Source organism: Vibrio antiquarius, assembly GCF_000024825.1.
GTDB lineage: Bacteria > Pseudomonadota > Gammaproteobacteria > Enterobacterales > Vibrionaceae > Vibrio > Vibrio diabolicus.
Genome location: NC_013457.1, coordinates 1,801,013 through 1,821,089 on the forward strand (window position 1 = coordinate 1,801,013; position 20,077 = coordinate 1,821,089).

16 protein-coding genes are annotated in these 20,077 nt (G+C 43.7%); 8 read left to right on the forward strand and 8 right to left on the reverse strand.

Annotation, left to right across the window (positions count from 1 at the left end):
- Positions 1–183: 183 nt before the first annotated feature.
- Positions 184–801 (forward strand): hypothetical protein, encoded by a 618-nt coding sequence (locus tag VEA_RS22875; protein WP_006742469.1) that lies wholly within the window; start codon positions 184–186, stop codon positions 799–801.
- Positions 802–920: 119 nt separating this feature from the next.
- The gene (gene yegD / locus VEA_RS22880) at positions 921–2,273 is read left to right on the forward strand and encodes a molecular chaperone (RefSeq protein WP_006742470.1); all 1,353 of its coding nucleotides are present in this window, start codon (positions 921–923) and stop codon (positions 2,271–2,273) included.
- Between the two features lie 339 nt (positions 2,274–2,612).
- Here yegD and VEA_RS22885 read toward each other — a convergent pair whose 3' ends face one another.
- Both VEA_RS22885 and VEA_RS22890 read right to left on the reverse strand, forming a co-directional pair.
- Positions 2,613–3,086: a copper chaperone PCu(A)C gene (locus VEA_RS22885; RefSeq protein ID WP_005395626.1), complete on the reverse strand. Its 474-nt coding sequence runs from the start codon at positions 3,084–3,086 to the stop codon at positions 2,613–2,615.
- A 93-nt stretch (positions 3,087–3,179) separates the two neighbouring features.
- Complete coding sequence (locus VEA_RS22890; RefSeq protein ID WP_012842502.1) at positions 3,180–3,641, reverse strand: hypothetical protein; 462 nt, start codon at positions 3,639–3,641, stop codon at positions 3,180–3,182.
- A 485-nt stretch (positions 3,642–4,126) separates the two neighbouring features.
- Here VEA_RS22890 and VEA_RS22895 point away from each other — a divergent pair, with 485 nt between their 5' ends.
- On the forward strand, positions 4,127–5,176 hold the full coding sequence (locus VEA_RS22895; protein ID WP_006742471.1) for a hypothetical protein: 1,050 nt from the start codon (positions 4,127–4,129) through the stop codon (positions 5,174–5,176).
- Between the two features lie 158 nt (positions 5,177–5,334).
- On the opposite strand, the gene VEA_RS22900 is transcribed toward VEA_RS22895, so the two are convergent.
- On the reverse strand, positions 5,335–6,534 hold the full coding sequence (locus VEA_RS22900; RefSeq protein WP_012842503.1) for a DUF5666 domain-containing protein: 1,200 nt from the start codon (positions 6,532–6,534) through the stop codon (positions 5,335–5,337).
- A gap of 90 nt (positions 6,535–6,624) precedes the next feature.
- Between VEA_RS22900 and VEA_RS22905 the strand changes: the two genes are divergently transcribed.
- The 3 genes from VEA_RS22905 (at position 6,625) to VEA_RS22915 (ending at position 9,524) form a co-directional block, all read left to right on the forward strand.
- The gene (locus VEA_RS22905; RefSeq protein ID WP_005395631.1) at positions 6,625–7,293 is read left to right on the forward strand and encodes a response regulator transcription factor; all 669 of its coding nucleotides are present in this window, start codon (positions 6,625–6,627) and stop codon (positions 7,291–7,293) included.
- Positions 7,265–8,506: a sensor histidine kinase gene (locus tag VEA_RS22910; protein WP_012842504.1), complete on the forward strand. Its 1,242-nt coding sequence runs from the start codon at positions 7,265–7,267 to the stop codon at positions 8,504–8,506. Before VEA_RS22905 ends, VEA_RS22910 begins: the two co-directional genes overlap by 29 nt.
- Before the next feature lie 88 nt (positions 8,507–8,594).
- The gene (locus VEA_RS22915) at positions 8,595–9,524 is read left to right on the forward strand and encodes an SRPBCC family protein (protein ID WP_012842505.1); all 930 of its coding nucleotides are present in this window, start codon (positions 8,595–8,597) and stop codon (positions 9,522–9,524) included.
- A 146-nt stretch (positions 9,525–9,670) separates the two neighbouring features.
- On the opposite strand, the gene VEA_RS22920 is transcribed toward VEA_RS22915, so the two are convergent.
- The 5 genes from VEA_RS22920 to VEA_RS22940 all read right to left on the reverse strand — a co-directional run bounded on the left by VEA_RS22920 (position 9,671) and on the right by VEA_RS22940 (position 16,302).
- Positions 9,671–10,126, reverse strand: coding sequence for a hypothetical protein (locus tag VEA_RS22920; RefSeq protein ID WP_012842506.1), 456 nt, complete (start codon positions 10,124–10,126; stop codon positions 9,671–9,673).
- Positions 10,127–10,138: 12 nt separating this feature from the next.
- The gene (locus VEA_RS22925; protein ID WP_012842507.1) at positions 10,139–11,917 is read right to left on the reverse strand and encodes a S8 family peptidase; all 1,779 of its coding nucleotides are present in this window, start codon (positions 11,915–11,917) and stop codon (positions 10,139–10,141) included.
- Positions 11,918–12,166: 249 nt separating this feature from the next.
- Positions 12,167–12,508: a hypothetical protein gene (locus VEA_RS22930; RefSeq protein WP_012842508.1), complete on the reverse strand. Its 342-nt coding sequence runs from the start codon at positions 12,506–12,508 to the stop codon at positions 12,167–12,169.
- Between the two features lie 7 nt (positions 12,509–12,515).
- Positions 12,516–14,429, reverse strand: coding sequence for a tetratricopeptide repeat-containing diguanylate cyclase (locus tag VEA_RS22935; protein WP_012842509.1), 1,914 nt, complete (start codon positions 14,427–14,429; stop codon positions 12,516–12,518).
- Positions 14,430–15,045: 616 nt separating this feature from the next.
- Positions 15,046–16,302, reverse strand: coding sequence for an aromatic amino acid transport family protein (locus VEA_RS22940; RefSeq protein ID WP_012842510.1), 1,257 nt, complete (start codon positions 16,300–16,302; stop codon positions 15,046–15,048).
- Between the two features lie 381 nt (positions 16,303–16,683).
- On the opposite strand from VEA_RS22940, the gene VEA_RS22945 reads away from it, so the two are divergent.
- Positions 16,684–17,118, forward strand: a complete 435-nt coding sequence (locus tag VEA_RS22945; protein ID WP_005395641.1) for a GNAT family N-acetyltransferase — start codon at positions 16,684–16,686, stop codon at positions 17,116–17,118.
- Positions 17,119–17,411: 293 nt separating this feature from the next.
- A complete protein-coding gene (locus tag VEA_RS22950) occupies positions 17,412–20,057 on the forward strand; it encodes a nitrate reductase (protein ID WP_041853127.1) in 2,646 nt (881 codons plus the stop codon).
- Positions 20,058–20,077: the final 20 nt, after the last annotated feature.

Here is a 20,077-nt window from a genome sequence, read left to right on the forward strand (position 1 = left end):
ACAAGTAGGCTTTTGAGCTTAAACATCAAGTGAGACCATGTTTCTGTTTAGCATGTCGTTAAATAAGTTTTGGCAGCAATAAAATAATAAGTTCAGATAAATGAAATAGGTATCGCAGGGAAGTGCAGTTTACGACCCCAACGCCATTGGTAGTGGAGCCGATAATTTCTGAGGGGGAAGGGTATGTTTTCGATACTCTTGGTCATACTTTCACTGTATATATTTTGGTTGTTGTTTCGCAACGGACCTGCATTCGCCGAGCGCGTCGCTCATCAAAAACGTAACTGGGTTGGACCTACAGCCAACAAAGAAGAATGGCGAGGATATTGTACGGATGTATTTCAGCCGTTCAGTTCTCAAACGACTTTTTACGCCATCGCTTATTTTGCGAATTACATTGCAGCAGCAAACGCGATATCTTGGTCAACAGTATATGAAGGGGATTACCCGATCATCATAAGCCGATTTGGTAGCTACTTTATTTTAAATACTCACGATTCACTAGTGGTTGCTGGGTTTATTGCGCTTGCTTTCTTTATCATCAATTGGCAGCTTGCCATGCACTGTTCTGGTATTCTTAGTCAGTATCTAGTGCGGATTCTTATTATCAATCGAACGCGCTTTGTTGCGATTAGCTTAGTGTTTTGCAGTTACTTTGCGTATCTCTTGACTGTTGGTATTTTCTGGTTGTTCCATGACGGTTATTCGATCTGGCACGGATTAACGCTTACTCCTGTATTCTTATTATTAGCGTTATTGGTTGCGGTTGTTTTGCCATCTATGAAAAAAAGAGAGCAATAAACCTTAGATAGACTTGCCACGTTAAATTACACACGATTTTAGGATAGTAATTCCTATGCCATTAAGTTAGCATTGCCGGCTTTTTAACGGTCTACAGGCCCTTATTAGTGGGAGGAACTATGTTTATCGGCTTTGACTATGGCACTGCAAACTGTTCAGTGGCAAAAATGGAATCGGGTGAGCCAGTAATGCTTAACCTAGAAGGGAGCAGTCCATTTATTCCTTCCACCCTTGCTGCACCGACTCGTGAATCGGTATCCGAGCACTTATTTCGCCATCGAGATATTAAACCATTAGATCAAGTTGGTGAGCAGGTTTTACGCCGGGCAATCAATTTAAACAGAGAAGAAAGTATTGATCTCGAATCTGACGACATTGCATTTGGTCAGGCGGCGCTTAATCTCTATTTGGAAGATCCTCGTGATATCTATTACGTAAAGTCGCCGAAGTCTTTTCTTGGCGCTTCTGGCTTGCGTGACGTGCAATTGGCTTTCTTCGAAGATCTTGTCTGCGCGATGATGGACAATATTAAGTCGCAAGCCGAAAACGATGCGCAGCAAAGTATTACCGATGCTGTTATCGGCCGGCCAATTAACTTCCATGGGCGTGGCGGTGAAACGGCTAACATTCAGGCTGAACGCATTTTGTTGCGGGCAGCGAAACGTGCGGGCTTCCAAAATGTGGAGTTTCAGTTTGAGCCTGTCGCGGCGGGCCTAGAGTATGAAGCGACACTCAGCGAAGACAAAACCATTCTAGTGGTCGATATTGGCGGTGGTACAACGGACTGCTCGTTGATTCAAATGGGGCCGTCTTGGCGTGGCAAAGCGGATAGGACCGCAAGCTTGTTAGCTCATAGTGGCCAGCGCGTCGGCGGGAATGATCTTGATATCGCGTTAGCATTTAAGCAGCTCATGTTCCCGTTTGGCATGGAAAGCAAAATGGAGTCAGGTATTGTGATGCCGACCACCCAATTCTGGAACCCGATAGCAATCAACAATGTAGAAGCGCAGAGTGATTTCTATTCGCGAGAGAACCTATCCGCGTTGAAGTTGCTTCAAAAGCAGGCTCAAGAGCCAGAAAAGCTTGCTCGTTTGCTAGAGGTGTATCATGAGTCTTTAGGCTACAACATTGTTCGCCGTGCCGAAGAAGCGAAAGTGGCGCTTTCAGAACAAGCATCTTACCGAACTGGCATCAACTTACTGTCAGAACTGATTGAAGTCGATGTGCAACGAGACGAAATGATCGAAGCGATTCAGTCGCCGAAGAATAAAATGACGGCGTTGGTGACAGAAGCGGTAGAGCAAGCTGGGGTAAAACCCGATGCTATCTTTATGACTGGTGGTTCGGCACGCTCGCCAATTTTGCGCGATGCGGTGCAAACTGTACTGCCAAATATTCCGGTTGTCAGTGGAAATTATTTTGGCTCGGTCACTGCTGGCCTAGCTCGTTGGGCTGAGGTCTGTTTCAAGTAGAAAGAAAGCTAATTGTGCTATGGGCATTGTTACCAAATTTATGGCTTCGCTTAGGCTTATCAAATGATGGTTGGAAGACTTCGCTGAGAGATTGAGTTTCATGTGAGTAGGGAACCTTTTGGGGGTTCTTAAATCTTTCAATGTCATTCTGAACCGCGAGGGACGAGCGTGATTCAGATTTATTGTCCGAGCATGCTGTTATGTATATGACTTCGTCTCGCTAAGCGCTACTCGCTGCTATTCTTCTGAAGAATCGGGTTATGATCTATCGGAATAATGATTTCTACTAAGCTGAAATAAAAATGCCCGCTAAATCAGCGGGCATTTTTGTTTACGTCATTAATGGTGCATGTGTTTTTCCATGTGTCCTTGTTTTTCAACCGCCATTTCTACTTCCACCTTACCCGCGTTTTTGAATGTTAACGTCATAGGGAAGCGGTCACCTTCTTTGAGCGCTTGTGTTGGATTGAAAATCATTAAATGGAAGCTGCCTGGCTTAAACAACACTGAGTCATTGGCTGGAACGCGCACTTCGTCAATCTTAATCATTTTCATCACACCATCTTCTTTCTTATGCGTGTGAATTTCGACATGTCCTGCGATTGGGCTTTCTGCTGCGATCAATGCATCTTCACTGTCACCGTGGTTGGTTAATTGAAAAAAACCACCGATAACAGGTGCGTTTGGTGGCGCTTCGCGGCTCCATGGATGGTCGATATGAATTTTTCCTGCTTCATAATCGTGCGCTAAACTCAGTGGGCTAGCGATGACAGCAATAAGCGCGATAGCGGCGGTTTTAAATGATTTAAGCATGTGTTTTTCCTTTTGAATGAATAGCTTCTCTGAATGGACAACAAACAGAGTCATCGTTATTTTTGAATAAAGTTGTTAATGATTAGATGCCTGTTAGGCAGGAAAAACACTCGGCGGAGAGTGCTTAGGCGCGATGTGTTTGTAAACGAGCTTATCGCATTTTGAAAATCGGTAAGGCGTCAGGGCATTCTTGACTCGGCGCAGCCAATGGATGGTAGTCAGGTATAGCCCAATCGCAACCAAAAGAAAGAATTGAACCGCTTGAAGAAGCGGACACTCAAACTGAAAGCCTTCATGTAAATTAAGATCTTGAATGAGCGTAGAAGAAGGTTGAGCGTTAGCTTCAATCAACGTATTGATATCCACCCATTTGAAGCCATCTGCGGTACACAGTAAGACCTTTTCACTTTGAACTTTGTTAAGCCATGTTGTGCTGTGAACTTGTGTTGGGTTAAGAGTCGCTGTGGACGCTAAATACAACTGAAACAACACCGCGATAATAACCGCAATAGCGTGCAAGCGATGGTGTTTATGCTGTATTAGAGTGTTTTCCATACAATTGAGTGCTTATCTTCTTCGGCGCGGGATACTAACAAATTAACCAAACAATGTAATTATCAGTTTACTAAAAGGTGATGCAAGTGTGCATTATTTGTTTTATTGCCTATTTTTAACGCTTTAACAGCTTGGCTCTTTACGATTTAAAGCAACGTGTTACGGCAGATGGCATGTCTTGATTAGGCTTGCATTCATAACCTCCAATTCAGCTTGTCTGTCTTGCCTCGTCGCTTTTGAAGATACTGAATTAATCTCTCTTATATGTCACTGAAGCTTCGGTTAGTGGGTGTCGTGGTGGTGTTTTTACGTGCTAGATTTGGCTGATATCGATTCAAAATGCACACCGAATCTTCACTTGTTTTCCATTAACGGAATTATGACAGTAATTTAATAAAGGATACGGTATTCTGCGCTCCTTTGTACATGCCAGAACGTCCGTCCTACTTAGTCGGAGGGGCGATTAATCTTAAGAAATTTCTCAAATGAAATACGAACAACAGATTGGATATCGATACCCTAAAGGTCGATTTGCCATGGTGAGTGTATACGCATTCACTGGTGCTGCGATTTTAGCATCGACTATTTTTTCTCTATTGCTGTTTTTGTCGATCGACGAAAACCCGATGATGCAAACCTTATTTGGTGGTTTAGCGATTATTTTTGAAGCGGGTAAGTTCTACGCTTGGTATGAATACGGTGAGCGCCGAGCCCATCGCAACTATACAGGGGCGGTAACCGCTCTTGTGTTTTATTTAGTCTTAGCTGCGATCTCCATTGGCGGCAGTATTGGTGGCATTAACAGTGCAACAAACAGCGCACAAAGTCATATTTCGGTAGAGCAGGCGAAAGTGGAAGCGTTTAATCGCCAGATTGCGGCAATCGATAAACAGATTGAGCTCAACAACATGGCGGCGCAGAAATACATCGAGATGGAGCGTATCGCGACTGGTGTAACTCGCATTCAGGATCAAAACAAAACCTTACGCGAAGAGCAGCAACGCTTGGCTATGGAACGTGATAGTTTACCACCGGTCACGCAAGGCTCAGTGATTGGTTTGATTGATAGCCTAGCTAACGCATTTGGTACCACCTCTCAGCAAGCTCAGCTTGGCTTAGTTGTATTCCTTTCGATTCTGTTGGATTTCTTTGCTGCATTTTTTGTCGGCCTGATTGGTGAAGAGCAACGGTTCAGACATTTCTATCGCCGAAATGAGGGCATGATACTGAAAACGGTTCGCGATATCGATCCAGAGCCAGCGGGGTATCTTCCTCATATCAAAGAGGAGGAAGAGCAAGAAATACCAGTAACGCCGGAGCCTGAAGAGCCAAAAGAACCGAAAACTTTGTTAGAGCAAGTGAGCGATGCACTTAAAACGCATCAAATTACGTGCACAAAAAAAGCCGTTGCCAAACAATTTAGGCTATCTGCGGAAGAGGTAGACAAGGTGTTTGAGGAATTGGCAGAGCTCGGTTTAGTGGGTAAAAAAGCCAACCACCATTATCATTGGATAGGTCAGACAGAGGCCGCATAATTGGTTATCAATTAGAGATCGGAAAGAGCGTCAATCGGCGCTCTTTTTTTACTGTAAGGTTTCGCTACTAAAGTAAGCCAAAAGAAGAGAGAGGATTTAAAAATAGAAAAACAAAAAAGTGCCACCGAAGTGACACTTTTTCTTTAGCGTAGAAGGGATCAGTTGTCGTAAACGTCCAACTCCACTTCACGGGCAATATTTTGGTCGTTGATGATTACACCATCGACTTCGACACGAGCACCATTTAGGTTAAGTTCTTCGATGCCTTGGAAGCGTGTTTGTGCATCAATCACAACGGTAGTGTTGTTTAGCAATTGATCTGCGTCGTTTTCGCAACGCTCGATGTCAAATGTTCTTGCTTCAGCATCGTAGTTTGATACGTATCCTTCACATTCAAATTCTTTACCTTGCCATTGGTTGTTATCGTCAAAGTCTGGTTGCTCAAACTCAATAACGGTAGCGATGCGTTTGCCATTTTTCATGACAGACGTTACTTCCACTTCTTGGCCTTGTTTTAGGTTCGCTTTGCTGCCATCTTCAAATCGTGTTGCGTTATCGATGAAGAATGCACCTCGGTAGTTTAATGAAAACTCACTGTAATCATTTGCAACCCAAGTCACGATGCCTTCCACATCGCTGTCATTGCTTATGACGTCGTAGCCTTCAACTTCTACCTCATTTGCCATGAAGACGCCGTTTTGCATTTCACCTTCTACTTCCACCCATTGGCCGATGCTAAGTTGGCTAATGTTGTCGTAAGATACGGTTATATTTGAACCAAGCTTAAACGTGCCAGCATTTTCTTCAATACTAGTAATGCGACCTTCCAGTTCGTAGTAGCTTCCAAGAGTTGGGTAATCGTTATCTACGTCGATTTCGACCACAGACAACACTCGATAACCCGCATCAGCAGTCGGCAAAGATGACACCATCACCCAGTCGTTGACCTCTATATCATCACTTAAACCGTCAAACTGCAGATCTACGCCGTTTACCGTAAATGCTTTCTTCACATAATCAATTGCTGTAACACGTCCGGTAATGGTTGGCTCAAGTGTTACTAAGAAGCCATCGTCAGACGCTTTACGAACATCTGTTCCTACTTGAACCATCATTTTGGGTTCTACATCGGCTAATTGCATTGATGTATCGCCATAAACCACCCCAGACACATGGTATGTATATCCATTGACGGTTAACGTGTTTTCTTCAGCGTTGACCGCTTCAACAGAGCCAATCGCTACACTTGGTTTCACTACTGGTTGAGTTGGTGTGCTATCGCTATTGCTGCCACCACCTGAACCACCACAACCAGACAATGCCAAACCTACTACAGAAATAAGAGCGAGTTTTTTCATTGTATTAACCTCAATTTACGAGCTAGTTTAGGAAATTGCCTGTATCTTATTGGGCATATCGTGAAGAGATCGTGAAGAAATGTGATTTTTATGAAAATTTTAATTGTAGATGACAACCACAATGTCTCGGAGACGATTGCGGACTATCTTGAGCTTGAAGGCATGATTATCGATTGTGCGTATCATGGTGAGGCCGCACTGAAGCTAATCGAGGATAATCATTACGATGTAATCATCATGGATATCATGATGCCTAAGCTCGATGGCATTAGTACGGTACAGAAACTTCGACAAGATCAGCTCTGTGGAACGCCAATCCTCTTCCTAACCGCAAAAGATACGTTAGATGACAAAATCGCGGCATTTAAAGCGGGAGGCGATGACTATTTAATGAAGCCATTTGCGATGGAAGAGCTTAGTTTGCGTGTTCATGCTTTGGCTAATCGCGGTCCAAGGCAAGATATTGGCACGCTCAAGTTTGCGGACATTTGTTTAGATGCGCGCACAGGCAAAGTGACGAGAAAAGACAAAGAAATTAAGCTGAGCCGAATTCAAACCAAGATTTTAAAGTTACTTCTCCAACGTGCTCCAGCATCGGTTTCGCGCACAGAAGTGATCGATAGTGTGTGGGGAGACGAACCACCCGGAAGTGATGCACTTCGTAGCCATATTTATGGTTTAAGAACCGCGTTAGACAAAGGTTTTGAAGAATCACGATTAGAGACTATTCATGGACAAGGTTACCGACTTAAAGCATAACGAATATCCAAGTATTTATCGCAAGATCCGTTGGGGTTTTGGGGTGATGACGCTTGTGATGTTTACTCTTTTTTGGTCGCTGATTTATGTGGCAGAAAACAAACTTGAAGTGCTGAGTTTACATCACTGGCTTGATACTGAAGCTGCGCTTTATAGTGAGAATTTCGAGAAACAGGGCTGGGATGCGCCATTGCCAAACGTATTGGAGTTCAACTCATATTGGAGTGAAGCACCGACACCGGATTGGTTGCTCTCTTTTACTTCGCCCGGTTTTTACGAATATCTGCTTGGTGAAGAAGACAAACACTTTGTTGTATTGAAACACCCCTCAGGGAAGGGGCTTATGTACATTGTGTTTCAAGATGACTCCGATGATTACCTCGACGAATACGAAAGTTCGCTGCATCAGTTTACGCTACTGCTCGGTGGCTTATTTTCATTTGTTATGGTCGGGTATGGCATTTATATGGTGCGAATATTGTCTCGACCACTAGCGCAAATCGAAGACAAAATCAGCCAAATGTCACCGGATCAACCCGCTTTCCAAGTTGAAACTAAGTTCAGCGAGACACGCCAAATAGAGCAAACTTTGCTGGATAATAAAAACGATATCGCGGGCTATTTCAAACGAGAACAAGAATTTAGTCGTTTTGCATCGCATGAGTTGAGAACGCCAATCATGGTGATCAAAGGCTCAACAGACATTCTAACGCGTATCCCAGAACAACCTCGAGTCGCGCAAAAAGCCATCGCGAGAATGCAGTCAGCTTGTGAAGACATGCGCGTACTAACAGAAGCGTTTCTCTTGCTCGGTAAAGAGAAAATAGAGCCTCAGCATTACGGAGAGCATCAGCTTCTCACTTGTTTACAAAAACAGTTGGAAGAGCTAGCTCCTTTATTTGCCAAGCAAGATTCGAATTACGCTTTGCACGAACAACATAGTGGTGTAGTGACGGCTCCAGAGAGTTTTGTGACCATTGTTATCAACAATCTGATTAAAAACGCCTTTAGCTATAGTGTAGGGGATATTGAAATTGAGTTGGATGGTCATGCTCTTAAGATCCTGAATCGTCACGATGGTAACGAGACGTACAACGCCGGCTACGGTTGTGGGCTTGTTATCGTACAACGCATATGTGAACGGATGGGATGGGCGTTAATACTGGACGATGATGGTGTTCGATTTAGTGCGAAAGTGGAATTCTGTTCCTAGCTTTGTGCGTCTAACCCACAGTCAAACAAGAAAAAACTGGAATTTGAATTAGACTGAAGTTAGTGACGTGGAAACTTGAGGAACCGTTATGCTTTCTTATCAGGTCAGCAGAAGTATTGAAATTAATAAGAATCAAAGCGAGATTATTGGCTATCTCAAGGATTTTAATAACTGGCCTGATTGGTCACCTTGGATCATTCTTGAACCGAGCTGCGAGCTGACATTCAGTGATAATCAAGGTCACGTTGGAGCTGGTTACCAATGGAATGGTCAGCGTATTGGGACTGGTGCCATTGTATTGGAAAGCACTCAAGAACATCGGTTAGATATGGAGCTTCATTTCTTTCGCCCAATCAAGAGTCACGGAAAGGTAACTCTAATAGTGACGCCGTCACAAGATGGTTGTTTAGTCGAATGGCAAATGCAATCACGCGTTCCTTGGTATCTGTTCTTTTTGAAAAGTATGTTTAAGTCGATGATAGAGATGGATTATCAACGTGGGCTACGCATGCTCAAAAGCAAACTTGAAACCGGGCAAGTGCTCTCAGACTTGGTTGAAATTGGTAATCGAACCCTGCCTCAGGTTCACTACATCGGAATAAAAGGCGAGGCCACCATTCCAGAATTAGGTCCGGTAATAGAAGAACAAGTTCAACAGTTAAAGCAGATAGTTGATGACAAGGGCTTATCTGTGAACGGCGAGTTATTTTGTTATTACCAGTCGATGGATATGCAGAAAGGCACGTTTGAGTTTATCACTTGCTTGCCACTTGATAACGCAGTAACTGCGCCAGAGGGAGCGGTTTCCGGTACTATACCTGAGAGTGAAACATTTGTCGTCGAGCACCGTGGGGAATATCAGTTTTTGGGAAATGCATGGGCTTTAGCGATGAACTTGGTTCGTCAGAGTGGTATGAAAGCCAAAACCAGTCCATTAGGGATTGAGCGCTACTTAGATAACCCGCAAGAAACCACGCAGGATAAACTAAGAACCGAAGTTATTTTATTTAAGAAATGACAGGCGTTGCCGGACACGCTCCCTAAATATCATGCTAGTTCCGTAGTAATCTACAAAAGAAAAAGAGGGTTTCTGTACCCACCTATAAAAATGCCTCAGCAATTGCCGAGGCATGGTTTTATCAGCCAACTTCTCTTGCTAGAGAATTATTGTGCACGGTACTTACCGCTGTTTAGTTCAATTTTAGACGCTTTTACCCGGCTGTCTGCGTTTAGATAGTCGCTAATGCTCAGTAGGTCTTGATCTTGAGATGCTTTTAACACCGCAGACTCTCCCTCTGCGAAGACAACTTCCAGCTTTAGCTCTTTGGCGACCGCTTTCGCTTCGTTAGGGTTGTTTACCGTGATGTAAACCAGTCCAGTGGCCTTGGATACATTGCTAAATGCATTCTTAAACACTTCATCACCGGCTTGAAGCTTTACTTCTTCGGATAGGCTCCTAGCTGTACCCGTTTGCACCTTGCGATAATCTTGGCCATTAATCTCAACCGCTTCTGAAGGCACGAACAGTTCAGGTGCGGGTTGTTGAGAGAGTTGTTGCTCAGCGTATGCGCTAGCCGTCATCATAGAAAGAGCCAGCATAGAAAATGATATGTATTTCATGTAATTGACTCCTTAGTGTCCAAAGATGCGCATCGACCAGTTCTTAATAACACCTGGCTGAGTGTTGTTTGCCATCGGAACATCATAGATGGTTGAAGAGTTAAAATATGCAATGTAAGAAAAGACTTCGTCGCCATTCGTATCGATTGCTCGTAATGTCCATTCGCCTTTTGCATCTTCGCCATAGAACTGGTTAGACAACATTAATTGGTCTTTGTAGCCAGTAATCGTTGGGTCAAGAGATTGACCAACAAGACCATTACGTGGTGTTTGCAAAACGGAACGAGTCCCTGACGGCGAAACGAGCTCGATAGCTAAGTCGGGCAGGCGAGAGTGGTCTAATGTCAATTTCACTTGAACGGATTCTACCTTCAGCTCATCGGCAATAGCGATACTTGATGAACCGCCAGCCAGACTCGCATCGGGTACACTTACTTCTTTAACATTATTAACCCAAGGCGTAATAACTTGAGGCGGTAAAACACGATTTGTCATGCGAGCACGTTGCATTGCTTCATCCAAATCGACAGCGCCGAAGCCATAAAAAGTATGGAAATCTACGCCTGCAGCGTTTTTCTGCCAAGGAGAAATAGCCTCGTAGCTAACCTGTTCACCTTTGTGGTTAGTAAATTCAAGTTGTACGCCTGGATGCGTTTTATCCGTTACTTTTGCTGTTTCTGCTAGTAAAGCACGTACATCACGAGCAGAAAGTGCATGATTTGTGGACATGATTGCCGCGATGGCACCGGACGTGTTTGGCGCAGCCGACGAGGTTCCGTTCATTGTACTGGTATAGTTACAGTTCGGGTCTAGCTCCGTACCGCCGTGTAAGCCATTGATACCAAGGCCGTCGCTGGTATTTTGCCCTTCTTCACAACCCATCAAATCGGTGGTGACCATGGCAGGGAAGTCTTGCCCATATTCACCTGCTGGTGCGGCAACCCATACGTTAGATCCCACCGATGAGTAACTCGCTCGCGTGCCATCCGCACGTAGTGCACTGGTGATTAAATTAAAGTAGTTGGCGTTGTCATAAGACTGAGCGGAGTTGTGCATCGGCAAGCCTTGGTTGTCTCCACCAGCAAAGAAGTTACTTGGCAACACGAAGAATCTTCCCGCATTGAAATAGCGATAACCATTGCCGGCTGACTTAACAAATACAGCACCGCGTCCCCATGAGTTACTCTCGCTGACATTTTTTATCACGTCCATTTCAAGTTTAAGTTGAGGATCGCTTTCATCAAAAGTTATTGGGTTGATCGGGCTGAAACCGTAGCTTTGGTTAAATACACGAACATCGCGTGTGGCAGGGTCCATGCCGTGAGAGATTAGCCAGCCTTCTAATGTCTGGTTGGCTAACCAGTTAAAACCAATAAGAGAAGAGTGAGAAGCAACACCGCGTCCACCTTCACCATTGTTGCCGACTGCGCTGATCAAACCGGCTACAGCAGTGCCGTGACCATTGGTATCAACCGGATAACTTAATGGGAAAGAAGAGTCTTCGACGAAATTTCTGCTACCTGTAACTATATTACCTGCAAGATCTGGGTGATCGATCTGCACTCCAGAATCAATGACCGCGACTTTTACACCAATACCCGCAATACCCATTGCTTGAGTGAGCTTGGTGTTTAGGTCGTTCCCAGCAACAGCTGGGTTAGCTGCAAAAGCAGTTTGCCCTGTGTTGTCTAAGTGCCATTGTTCAGAATAGAGTGGATCAAACGCCGAGACGGCAGGTGCAATGCCTACTGCCAACATAGCAGCAAATAGGCGGTTAATGCGTATTTCCATTTTTGACCTCATGTCTTTGTTTGGAATTTTTTAGCTCCTGTTTCATATTCCTCTAACAGGAATAAACAAAGCTAACGACAAAGAATAAGGACGAAAACCATTTACAACTTGTTTACATCAAAAGTTCGACGAACAACATGAGTCAGTGTTAATTTACTGAAATTATAGGGTTTTTTAATGTCGAATAGCGCACGCATGAAAAGTAAAAAGCAGAAAATACGGTCGTACTGTCTGCTTTGAGAGGAAGGATTATTTAGTTGAAGCGGGTTGAATTGTCGCCATTGGTTTCTTCGGTTTGGCCTTTTCTTTGGGTAACACGTTATCAATCCACTTTTTGATGTATAGCTTATTGAACTCACTATCACACCACTTCTTGTTTAAACCACGTCGGTTAAACTCAGCGCCAATCGCAACTTTGGTTTGGTTGGTTGCACGGTTGTAGTAGAGGGTCTCGCACAACTGAGTGTTACTCATTTGCTGGGCATATACGTTAACACTGCTGCTGCGCATTCCCAGTTGAGAGGCTTGATGGTTACTACACGCAGTGAGAAGTGCAGGCGCAAAAATAGCGATGGTTAGGATTTTTTTCATTTTGCTCTTATGACGTCGGGTGAATAACGAAGCGATTTCTTCCTGCTTGCTTTGCGTCATACAAAGCTTGATCTGCGAAGAAAAACCATTGATCCCATTCTTGTTGAATAGTTTTTACGGACAGTCTGTCGACAGCTCCGAGAGAAATTGTCGCGTTTAATGACTTAGAGTCAACCACTAGTGGCGTTTTTTCCACGATATATCTCAATCGATCCAAGAATTTAGCGCAATCTTCAGTTCTGTTTACTTCAAATAATAAGACAAACTCCTCTCCACCCCAACGGATGAGTAGGTCACCAGAGCGAGTCGATTCATTAAATAACCTGGCAATATGCATTAACATCTTGTCGCCAATATCATGCCCATATTCATCGTTAAACGTTTTAAAATGATCGATATCTAATACGGCTAAGGCAAACGTTCTATCTGGGCTTCTACGAGCCATTTTATCCAGCCAAATGGGAAGGTAGCGACGGTTGTGCAGTTGAGTTAATGGATCGGTAGTATTTTCTTGAGTGAGTGCTTTATTAATACTCCTAACGCGCAGTACGTAACGAAAGCCAACGACACCAATCGCTGCGATAGCGATAAAGTAAAACATTTCTCTATAGCGTTGTGAACGCAGCTCTGAAGCTTGCAACGCATTTTTCGTTTCTAGTAGCTTGAGTTCTTTCTGAGCTAACTTAGCTTCGAGGTCAAACTTAATATTAATCATCTCTTCGCCGTGAATATGATGAGAAAATTCAGCTTCTAGCTCTCTTAACTGAGTCAAGTAACGAAAAGCCGCTTCAAAATTATTAAGGGTTTGATTCGCGTTTACTAGGACCGACAGCATATCAATGCGCTGTCGTATTTCTAGCTCATCGGTTGATTTAGTTTGCTCAAGTACGTTGATAGCTGTCGAAATAGCTTTATCGTATTGTTCATCTGCGAGGTATGCTTCTGCATATGCTTCATAACAAGGCATTTTCTTCGCCTCTACGTTTCCCGTGATAGGGAGAGCTACGCAACGCTGTGCAACCATCAACGCTTCATCAATTTTCCCTATCGAACTTAACATTTGTGAGAAGCTGGATAATGAATAGTGTTTGATGACGTCTGACCCCGTTTGCATTGAGAGTCGGATTGCTTCATTAAAATAGTATTCTGCCTTTTCGCTATCTCCACTGCTTAAGTGAACAATACTTAAGTTTGCGTAGATAACCCCAATGAAAAGGCTGTTGTCATATTGATATTCGCTGTTTAAATAGGTATCGAGTGCTTGCGTAAGGTAGCTACTGGCGCGAGCCCAATCGGATGCATCGATATAGACGGTACCGATGTTATTCAGCGTCATGGCAACTTGCATTTCAAATACGGTTCTCTCTAACAACTCATAGGCGGTTCGGTAATACTTGAGTCCGCTACGTAGTTGATTCCGTGAAACCTCTAAGTTCCCTAGCCAGCGATATGCTCTTCCTTCTAGCGCTAAATAGCCGAGATCGCGGGCTTCAGCGATGATGTCATGGAGTACAAGTTCTGCATTCCAATTGTCGTCTAGTTCAATCATGGTTACCGCTTTATTAAGCTGTGCTTCAGCGACTACCCACGGTAAATTATGCTCTGTCCCAAACTCAATTAAATCAGGCATATCTTTGGGCAGCGGAACGCCTTCGTAGCGCTTTAGGTATAGGCGCGCAAAGTAATAAAGCGCAAGAGATTCCGCTGACGCATTCTGTGGCGCAACTAATTCATCTTCTTCAATTGAGCGCGGCTTACCCATTGAACGAAAATAGAGATTGAGCATGGAGCTGCTTTGAGGAGAAATGTGTTCTTCCAGGTAGCTCTGTTTTTCTGTGTTGGCAAGTACATGGGTTGGATGGAAGAAGAATCCAAGTACTGAGAACAGCGCGCAAGTTAGCGTTTTAATCGGAAAGTGCATGAGCTTATTAATAAAATGTGATCTCGTTTAACCCTAATACTAGGTAAGTCTATCACTTCTTATTGGCTAAGTGCGGATGGATTCCGAGTTACAAACGGCTTGTGAAGAAAGTTTCGCGAAAGGTGAGGCTAATATTATGATTTATAATGATAAATCTGTTCAAAAGTGGAAAGATTGATTTAACGACAAGATAAACAGTACGACGAATCTAGTGTGTCGAACATTGTTAGTGGTGTAAGTTTCATCATTTAGTCGGTGCGATTCGCATCTCGAAAGATGGCTGGTTCGCTAAAAAATTATCTTTCTGTCATAAATATTTAATGTTTGTATGGGTTGTTAAAAAACTCGATATTAGACATAGTGTTATTAAGCCAATAAAAAATGGCTTTTATAATAAACAGGAGATTAACTATGCATAATGAAATGATTCAACCTTCACACTTCGGTATTATTGGCCGCACTTGTATCGCTTCAGTACTTATGATTGCGGGCGTTTTTGCTCTTATTTAAGAGTCAATGGTAACGATGGTTACCCGCTTAAGAGTAAGAAAATTCAGGGAATCACCTTAATCTCGTATAAGGTATTCCCCTGAAAATCCAACCTAATAACTACTTTTTAGCTGAAGAAGCTAAAAATCAATGCACTTACCGCTACAATGCCCGCAGTTAAAACAAAGTAAGTTGAGCCATTTCCACGATATTGTTTCAATGCATCGATTTTGTATACCGCTAACATTGGCATAATAAATAAGATCATCGCGATAACAGGCCCTGACAACGCTTCCATCATACCAAGAATGCTTGGGTTCATGATCGCTGCTGCCCAGATTGAAAAGAAAAGTACTGCAACGCTGATACGATCAACCCGCTTTTCAGACAGTTTAGAGTGCTTGGTAATTAAACCATTTAAGCTTTCGCGTGCACCTAAAAAGTGCCCAAGAAAAGAGGAAGTGATAGCAACAAAAGCCACCAAAGGACCAAGCGTTGCGATAAATGGGTTGTCTGTTGCATTGGCTAAATAAGACAGCACCGACACGTTTTGTTCTTTAGCTTGAGCCAATTGCTCTGGTGACAGCGCTAATACACACGAAAAGACAAAAATAAGCACAAACGCAATTAACATGATGCTAGTGCGTCGAAGAATTACTTCGGATTTCGCATCCGCTTGATCGCCATAATGGCGACGTTGCACATTTGCAAAGCTTGAAATCGCAGCTGCGTGACTAAACGAGAAAATAACCACAGGAACCGCTAACCACATAGTGCTAGCAAAAGCAGACGCTTCAGGGGCGTCCATGATTGGCATGGTCCAGTTTGGTATCAAGTAAAATGAAAGAAAGGCAAGAATAGCCACTAATGGGTAAACCATAATGGCAAAAGCCCGTAGCATGACTTTTTCGCCCGCCATCATAATGGCAATTAATGCAAACACTAGTACACCTGAAAGCAGAGGGCGAGGCAAAGAAGCCATATCAGCTTGGTTAACCATAAAACTGTCTACGGTATTGGTAATACCGACACCGTAAATTAACAGGATCGGGAAGATCGAAAGAAAATACAGCAGTGAAATAGAGCGACCCGCTTTTGCGCCAAAGTGCTCTTCCACTACATCAGTAAAGTCTGCATTTTTGATCTTGGAAGACAGTACAAAGCGAGCTAAACCACGGTGGGCAAGATAAGTCATTGGGAAAGCAAGCACAGCCATTGCGACTAACGGCCAAAACCCGCCAATACCAAGGTTGATCGGCAGAAATAGAATGCCTGCACCAACGGCTGTTCCAAACAGACTAAGGACCCAATGTGTGTCGTGTTTTGACCAAGATGTTGTTGTGTTTAATTCACTGGAATTTAACGCATTTCGAGATTCTTTCACTTAAAACTCGCTTTTATAAAAATAATAATGCGGAGAATGGTATAGGTTTTGGTGTTTGTTATCACATCGGAAGTGTGGTGAATCATGCTGAATATAAGGGGTGGTTGTAACTTATCAAACTATGAATTTTTTTAAAAACTAGAATTTTAATCTGATATTTAAGTAATTAATTGGTGTTATATTTCAAATTTTTACTAATGGGTGGTTTTTGATTTCGTGGTTAAAACTTAATCATGGATGTATATGCTAAAGAAGCGTGCTCTTACTTAATGAGCCATGGTGCATATTGGAGGGCTAGCAAGTGGCAGGTCTATGAGTCCTGCATTTAGATGAGCTTTAGGTATATACTGCCGCCACAAATGTTAAAGGAGGAATCATTGAATGGACATTCTGTCTGCACATAAAGACGACTTATTGGCTGTGTATACGCTTGAAAATACTTTATTTGGAGAACATGCCTATCCTCAATTTTTCTTTCGGCAAGCTTTTGATTGTTGGGGGGAAAGCTTACTAGTGGCGAAAGAGGGGGAGCAAGTCGCAGGGTATATTTTGCTGACGACAAGCACAAATGCACAGCAATATTGGATCATGTCACTGGCTGTCGATACTCAACATCGTGGTAAGGGTATTGCGCGTTCTCTGATTGAAAGTGCCATCGCGCCGTTGAAGTTGGGCTCAAGTGTGAAGTTGACGGTCGATCCGAATAATCAGCCTGCATTGTCTTTGTACCTGTCCCTTGGCTTCAAAGTCTTAAAAGAAGAAGCGCATTATTTCGGTGACGAAGAGTCTAGATTGGTCATGGAATTAGTAAAGTAACCCTGCACGATAATGAACGAAACTTGCACTCAATCAGTGCGCGGTATTACTTTGCAATAGTTGTTTACATTCTAACGTTTTGTAAATTAAAGATTTTCAATCTTGGCACCTCGTTTGCTTTGAGATAAATGTTCATCGTTAACTCGATGCGCCGCTCTCTATAGCAGGCGAGAGCGGGATAGGGTATTAATTTTGAAAATGTACTAACAGCGTTAAAGGCATTGCTGCCTCTCTCGATTCGGGAGAGGCTTTTTTTTTGCCTGTAATTTAGGATTAATCGCGCAGGAGGCGTTATGTCACAAGGGTGTAGAAAGACAACTTGTCCGTATTGCGGAGTAGGCTGCGGAATTGAAATCAGCAATAACAAGATTATTGGAGATGCGCTTCATCCGGCCAATTCCGGTTCACTGTGTGTAAAGGGTGTCGCATTAGCAGAAAGCTTAAAAATGCCTTCAAGGTTGCTCTACCCCAAGCTAAGGGAAAAAGAAGTATCATGGCAGTCGGTCACAGACTTAATTGCACAAGAGATCCATCAAGCGAAAGCGGAGTTTGGACCAGATTCTGTCGCGATGTATGTTTCAGGGCAGTTGCTTACTGAAGATTACTACGTCGCGAACAAACTCATGAAAGGTTACGTGGGTAGCGCGAACATCGATACCAATTCCCGTTTGTGTATGTCTTCGGCGGTTGCGGCTCATGTACGAGCATTTGGCGAAGATGTGGTTCCTGTTAATTACGATGACATTGATAATACCGAGTTGTTAGTCATCTGCGGTGCGAATACTGCTTGGACGCATCCTGTTTTATTTCGACGTATTCAACAAGCGAGAGAGAACAACCCTAATCTCAAACTGGTGGTCATTGACCCTCGTGAAACGGTCACAGCACAACAAGCGGATTTGCATTTACCGATTAAAAACGATGGTGATGTGTCACTTTTTAATGGGCTGATCAAGTTTCTTATCGAGCAGCAATGTATTGATTCTGAATACATAAATTCCTATACCGAAAGTTTTTCTGCGCTTGCAGAAGAAGTTTCTGATTTGCGTTACGATGTCACTAATCTAACCTCTTCCATTGGGATTTCAGAAGAAAAACTCACGACATTCTTCCAATGGTTTGCACAAAGCCCAACCGTAATCACGTTGTTTTGCCAAGGGGTTAACCAAGCCGAAAATGGTGTCGATAAAGGCAATGCCATTATTAATGCACATTTGGCGTCAGGTAAAATTGCCAAGTCAGGTTGTGGGCCGTTTTCTATTACAGGTCAGCCGAATGCGATGGGTGGGCGAGAAGTCGGTGGTTTGGCAAACCAACTAGCGGTTCATCGCGCTTTTGACTCAGAGTCTATCAAGCAAGTCCAAGCGTTTTGGGATTCACCCGAAATTGCCACTAAGCCTGGATTAAAAGCTGTCGAGCTGTTTGAGGCGGTAGAACGTGGTGAGATTAAAGTTCTGTGGATCATGGCAACGAATCCCGTGGTTTCTTTGCCTGATAATCAGATGGTTAAGCGCGCGTTAGAGGCTTGTCCTGTTGTGATTGTGTCTGATATTACCGCGGAGTCGGACGTTGCTAAATATGCAGATGTTCTACTGCCAGCAGTTGGTTGGGGTGAAAAGCAAGGGATGGTGACTAACTCTGAACGTAGAATGTCTCGTCAACGTCAGTTTCAAGTACCACCTGGTGAAGCAAAACCAGATTGGTGGGCGATAAGCCAAGTCGGGCAAGCTTTGTGTGAACTAGAGAAGGCCCAGAATGGTTTTGCATTTACCTCAGAACATGCGGTATTCAGGGAATATGCGGCGATGACAGGTATGAATGCAGATTCGCCATTGAAGCTCGACCTGTCTCAACACGCGAACTTAACCGAGCAAGAATACGAAGAGTGGGTGCCGACACAATGGGGAGGAGGGCGCCCTTTTGCTGATGGAATCTATTCGCACCCAGATGGTAAAGCGCGTTTTGTCGTGACCAGTGAATTGCCTCAACGCTTAGAGAGAGCAAAAGGCTGGTGGCTCAATACGGGTAGACAACGCGACCAATGGCATACCATGACGCGTACAGGGCATATCGCACACCTTGCCGCCTCTGAGTTAGAGCCAACCGTGTACATGAACACACTCTCCGCCACTCAAAATCGCTTAAAAGCCGGACAGCTCATCAAGCTGTTCCAGCCTACTTCAAACACCGGTATTTATGCCAAAGTTGCCATTGATGAAGGTTTGGGGTTTCAGGAGCTGTTTATGTCAATGCACTGGGCTGGTCGATATGGAGGTGAAAGCAGTGTTAACGCGATAGTAAACAGCGTAAAAGACCCTATTTCTGGGCAGCCTGCGTTTAAGTCGTCTTATGTTGAAGTGCAAGACGCGGCGGTCAAAACCTACGGTATGTTTATCGGTACACAGTTTGATTCTGGCAAGTTTCTCTACAGCGCATTTCAAGCAGAAAGTAATTTGGGCATCTGGCGCTTTGCACACGATAAACGACCAAAAAAGCAGAGTTTTTGTCGAACAGAAAAGAGTCGCAGGATTACGATAGATATTGCCCTAGGTTGGCTAGCGGTGGATTACGACCTTGTTGGAGACGTTCGTATCATTCGTTCTGTTTTGGTGGTGTCTAGTGAACCGATTCAAACCGACTACACCAACTTTACCGGCTTGATTGGTAAGCCGATGGAGCTATCGCAACTGCTTACCATCACTCAATCGCAAAGCAGTGCCAAACTGGTCTGTAGTTGTTTCCGTGTTACTGATAAACAGATACATGACGCGATGGAGAAACAAGACTGCACTTCACTGACCCAACTTCAAAACAAACTCAAATGCGGTACCAACTGTGGTTCGTGCGTTTCTCAAATCAAACAAATGCTCGACAGCCATCTGCATCAAAAGGGCAAACTGCAAGCGAACCAGCAAAGTCTGGCGATTCAAATAAAGTAAATCAGAAAGAGGATAAGCAC

What these genes read in the sequence shown, in the direction of transcription:
- VEA_RS22910 (WP_012842504.1), top strand. Translation starts at nt 7,265, where the DNA reads ATGGACAAGGTTACCGACTTAAAGCATAACGAATATCCAAGTATTTAT.
- VEA_RS22945 (WP_005395641.1), top strand. Translation starts at nt 16,684, where the DNA reads ATGGACATTCTGTCTGCACATAAAGACGACTTATTGGCTGTGTATACG.
- VEA_RS22930 (WP_012842508.1), bottom strand. Translation starts at nt 12,508, where the DNA reads ATGAAAAAAATCCTAACCATCGCTATTTTTGCGCCTGCACTTCTCACT.
- yegD (WP_006742470.1), top strand. Translation starts at nt 921, where the DNA reads ATGTTTATCGGCTTTGACTATGGCACTGCAAACTGTTCAGTGGCAAAA.
- VEA_RS22890 (WP_012842502.1), bottom strand. Translation starts at nt 3,641, where the DNA reads ATGGAAAACACTCTAATACAGCATAAACACCATCGCTTGCACGCTATT.
- VEA_RS22920 (WP_012842506.1), bottom strand. Translation starts at nt 10,126, where the DNA reads ATGAAATACATATCATTTTCTATGCTGGCTCTTTCTATGATGACGGCT.
- VEA_RS22900 (WP_012842503.1), bottom strand. Translation starts at nt 6,534, where the DNA reads ATGAAAAAACTCGCTCTTATTTCTGTAGTAGGTTTGGCATTGTCTGGT.
- VEA_RS22950 (WP_041853127.1), top strand. Translation starts at nt 17,412, where the DNA reads ATGTCACAAGGGTGTAGAAAGACAACTTGTCCGTATTGCGGAGTAGGC.
- VEA_RS22875 (WP_006742469.1), top strand. Translation starts at nt 184, where the DNA reads ATGTTTTCGATACTCTTGGTCATACTTTCACTGTATATATTTTGGTTG.
- VEA_RS22925 (WP_012842507.1), bottom strand. Translation starts at nt 11,917, where the DNA reads ATGGAAATACGCATTAACCGCCTATTTGCTGCTATGTTGGCAGTAGGC.
- VEA_RS22895 (WP_006742471.1), top strand. Translation starts at nt 4,127, where the DNA reads ATGAAATACGAACAACAGATTGGATATCGATACCCTAAAGGTCGATTT.
- VEA_RS22905 (WP_005395631.1), top strand. Translation starts at nt 6,625, where the DNA reads ATGAAAATTTTAATTGTAGATGACAACCACAATGTCTCGGAGACGATT.
- VEA_RS22935 (WP_012842509.1), bottom strand. Translation starts at nt 14,429, where the DNA reads ATGCACTTTCCGATTAAAACGCTAACTTGCGCGCTGTTCTCAGTACTT.
- VEA_RS22915 (WP_012842505.1), top strand. Translation starts at nt 8,595, where the DNA reads ATGCTTTCTTATCAGGTCAGCAGAAGTATTGAAATTAATAAGAATCAA.
- VEA_RS22885 (WP_005395626.1), bottom strand. Translation starts at nt 3,086, where the DNA reads ATGCTTAAATCATTTAAAACCGCCGCTATCGCGCTTATTGCTGTCATC.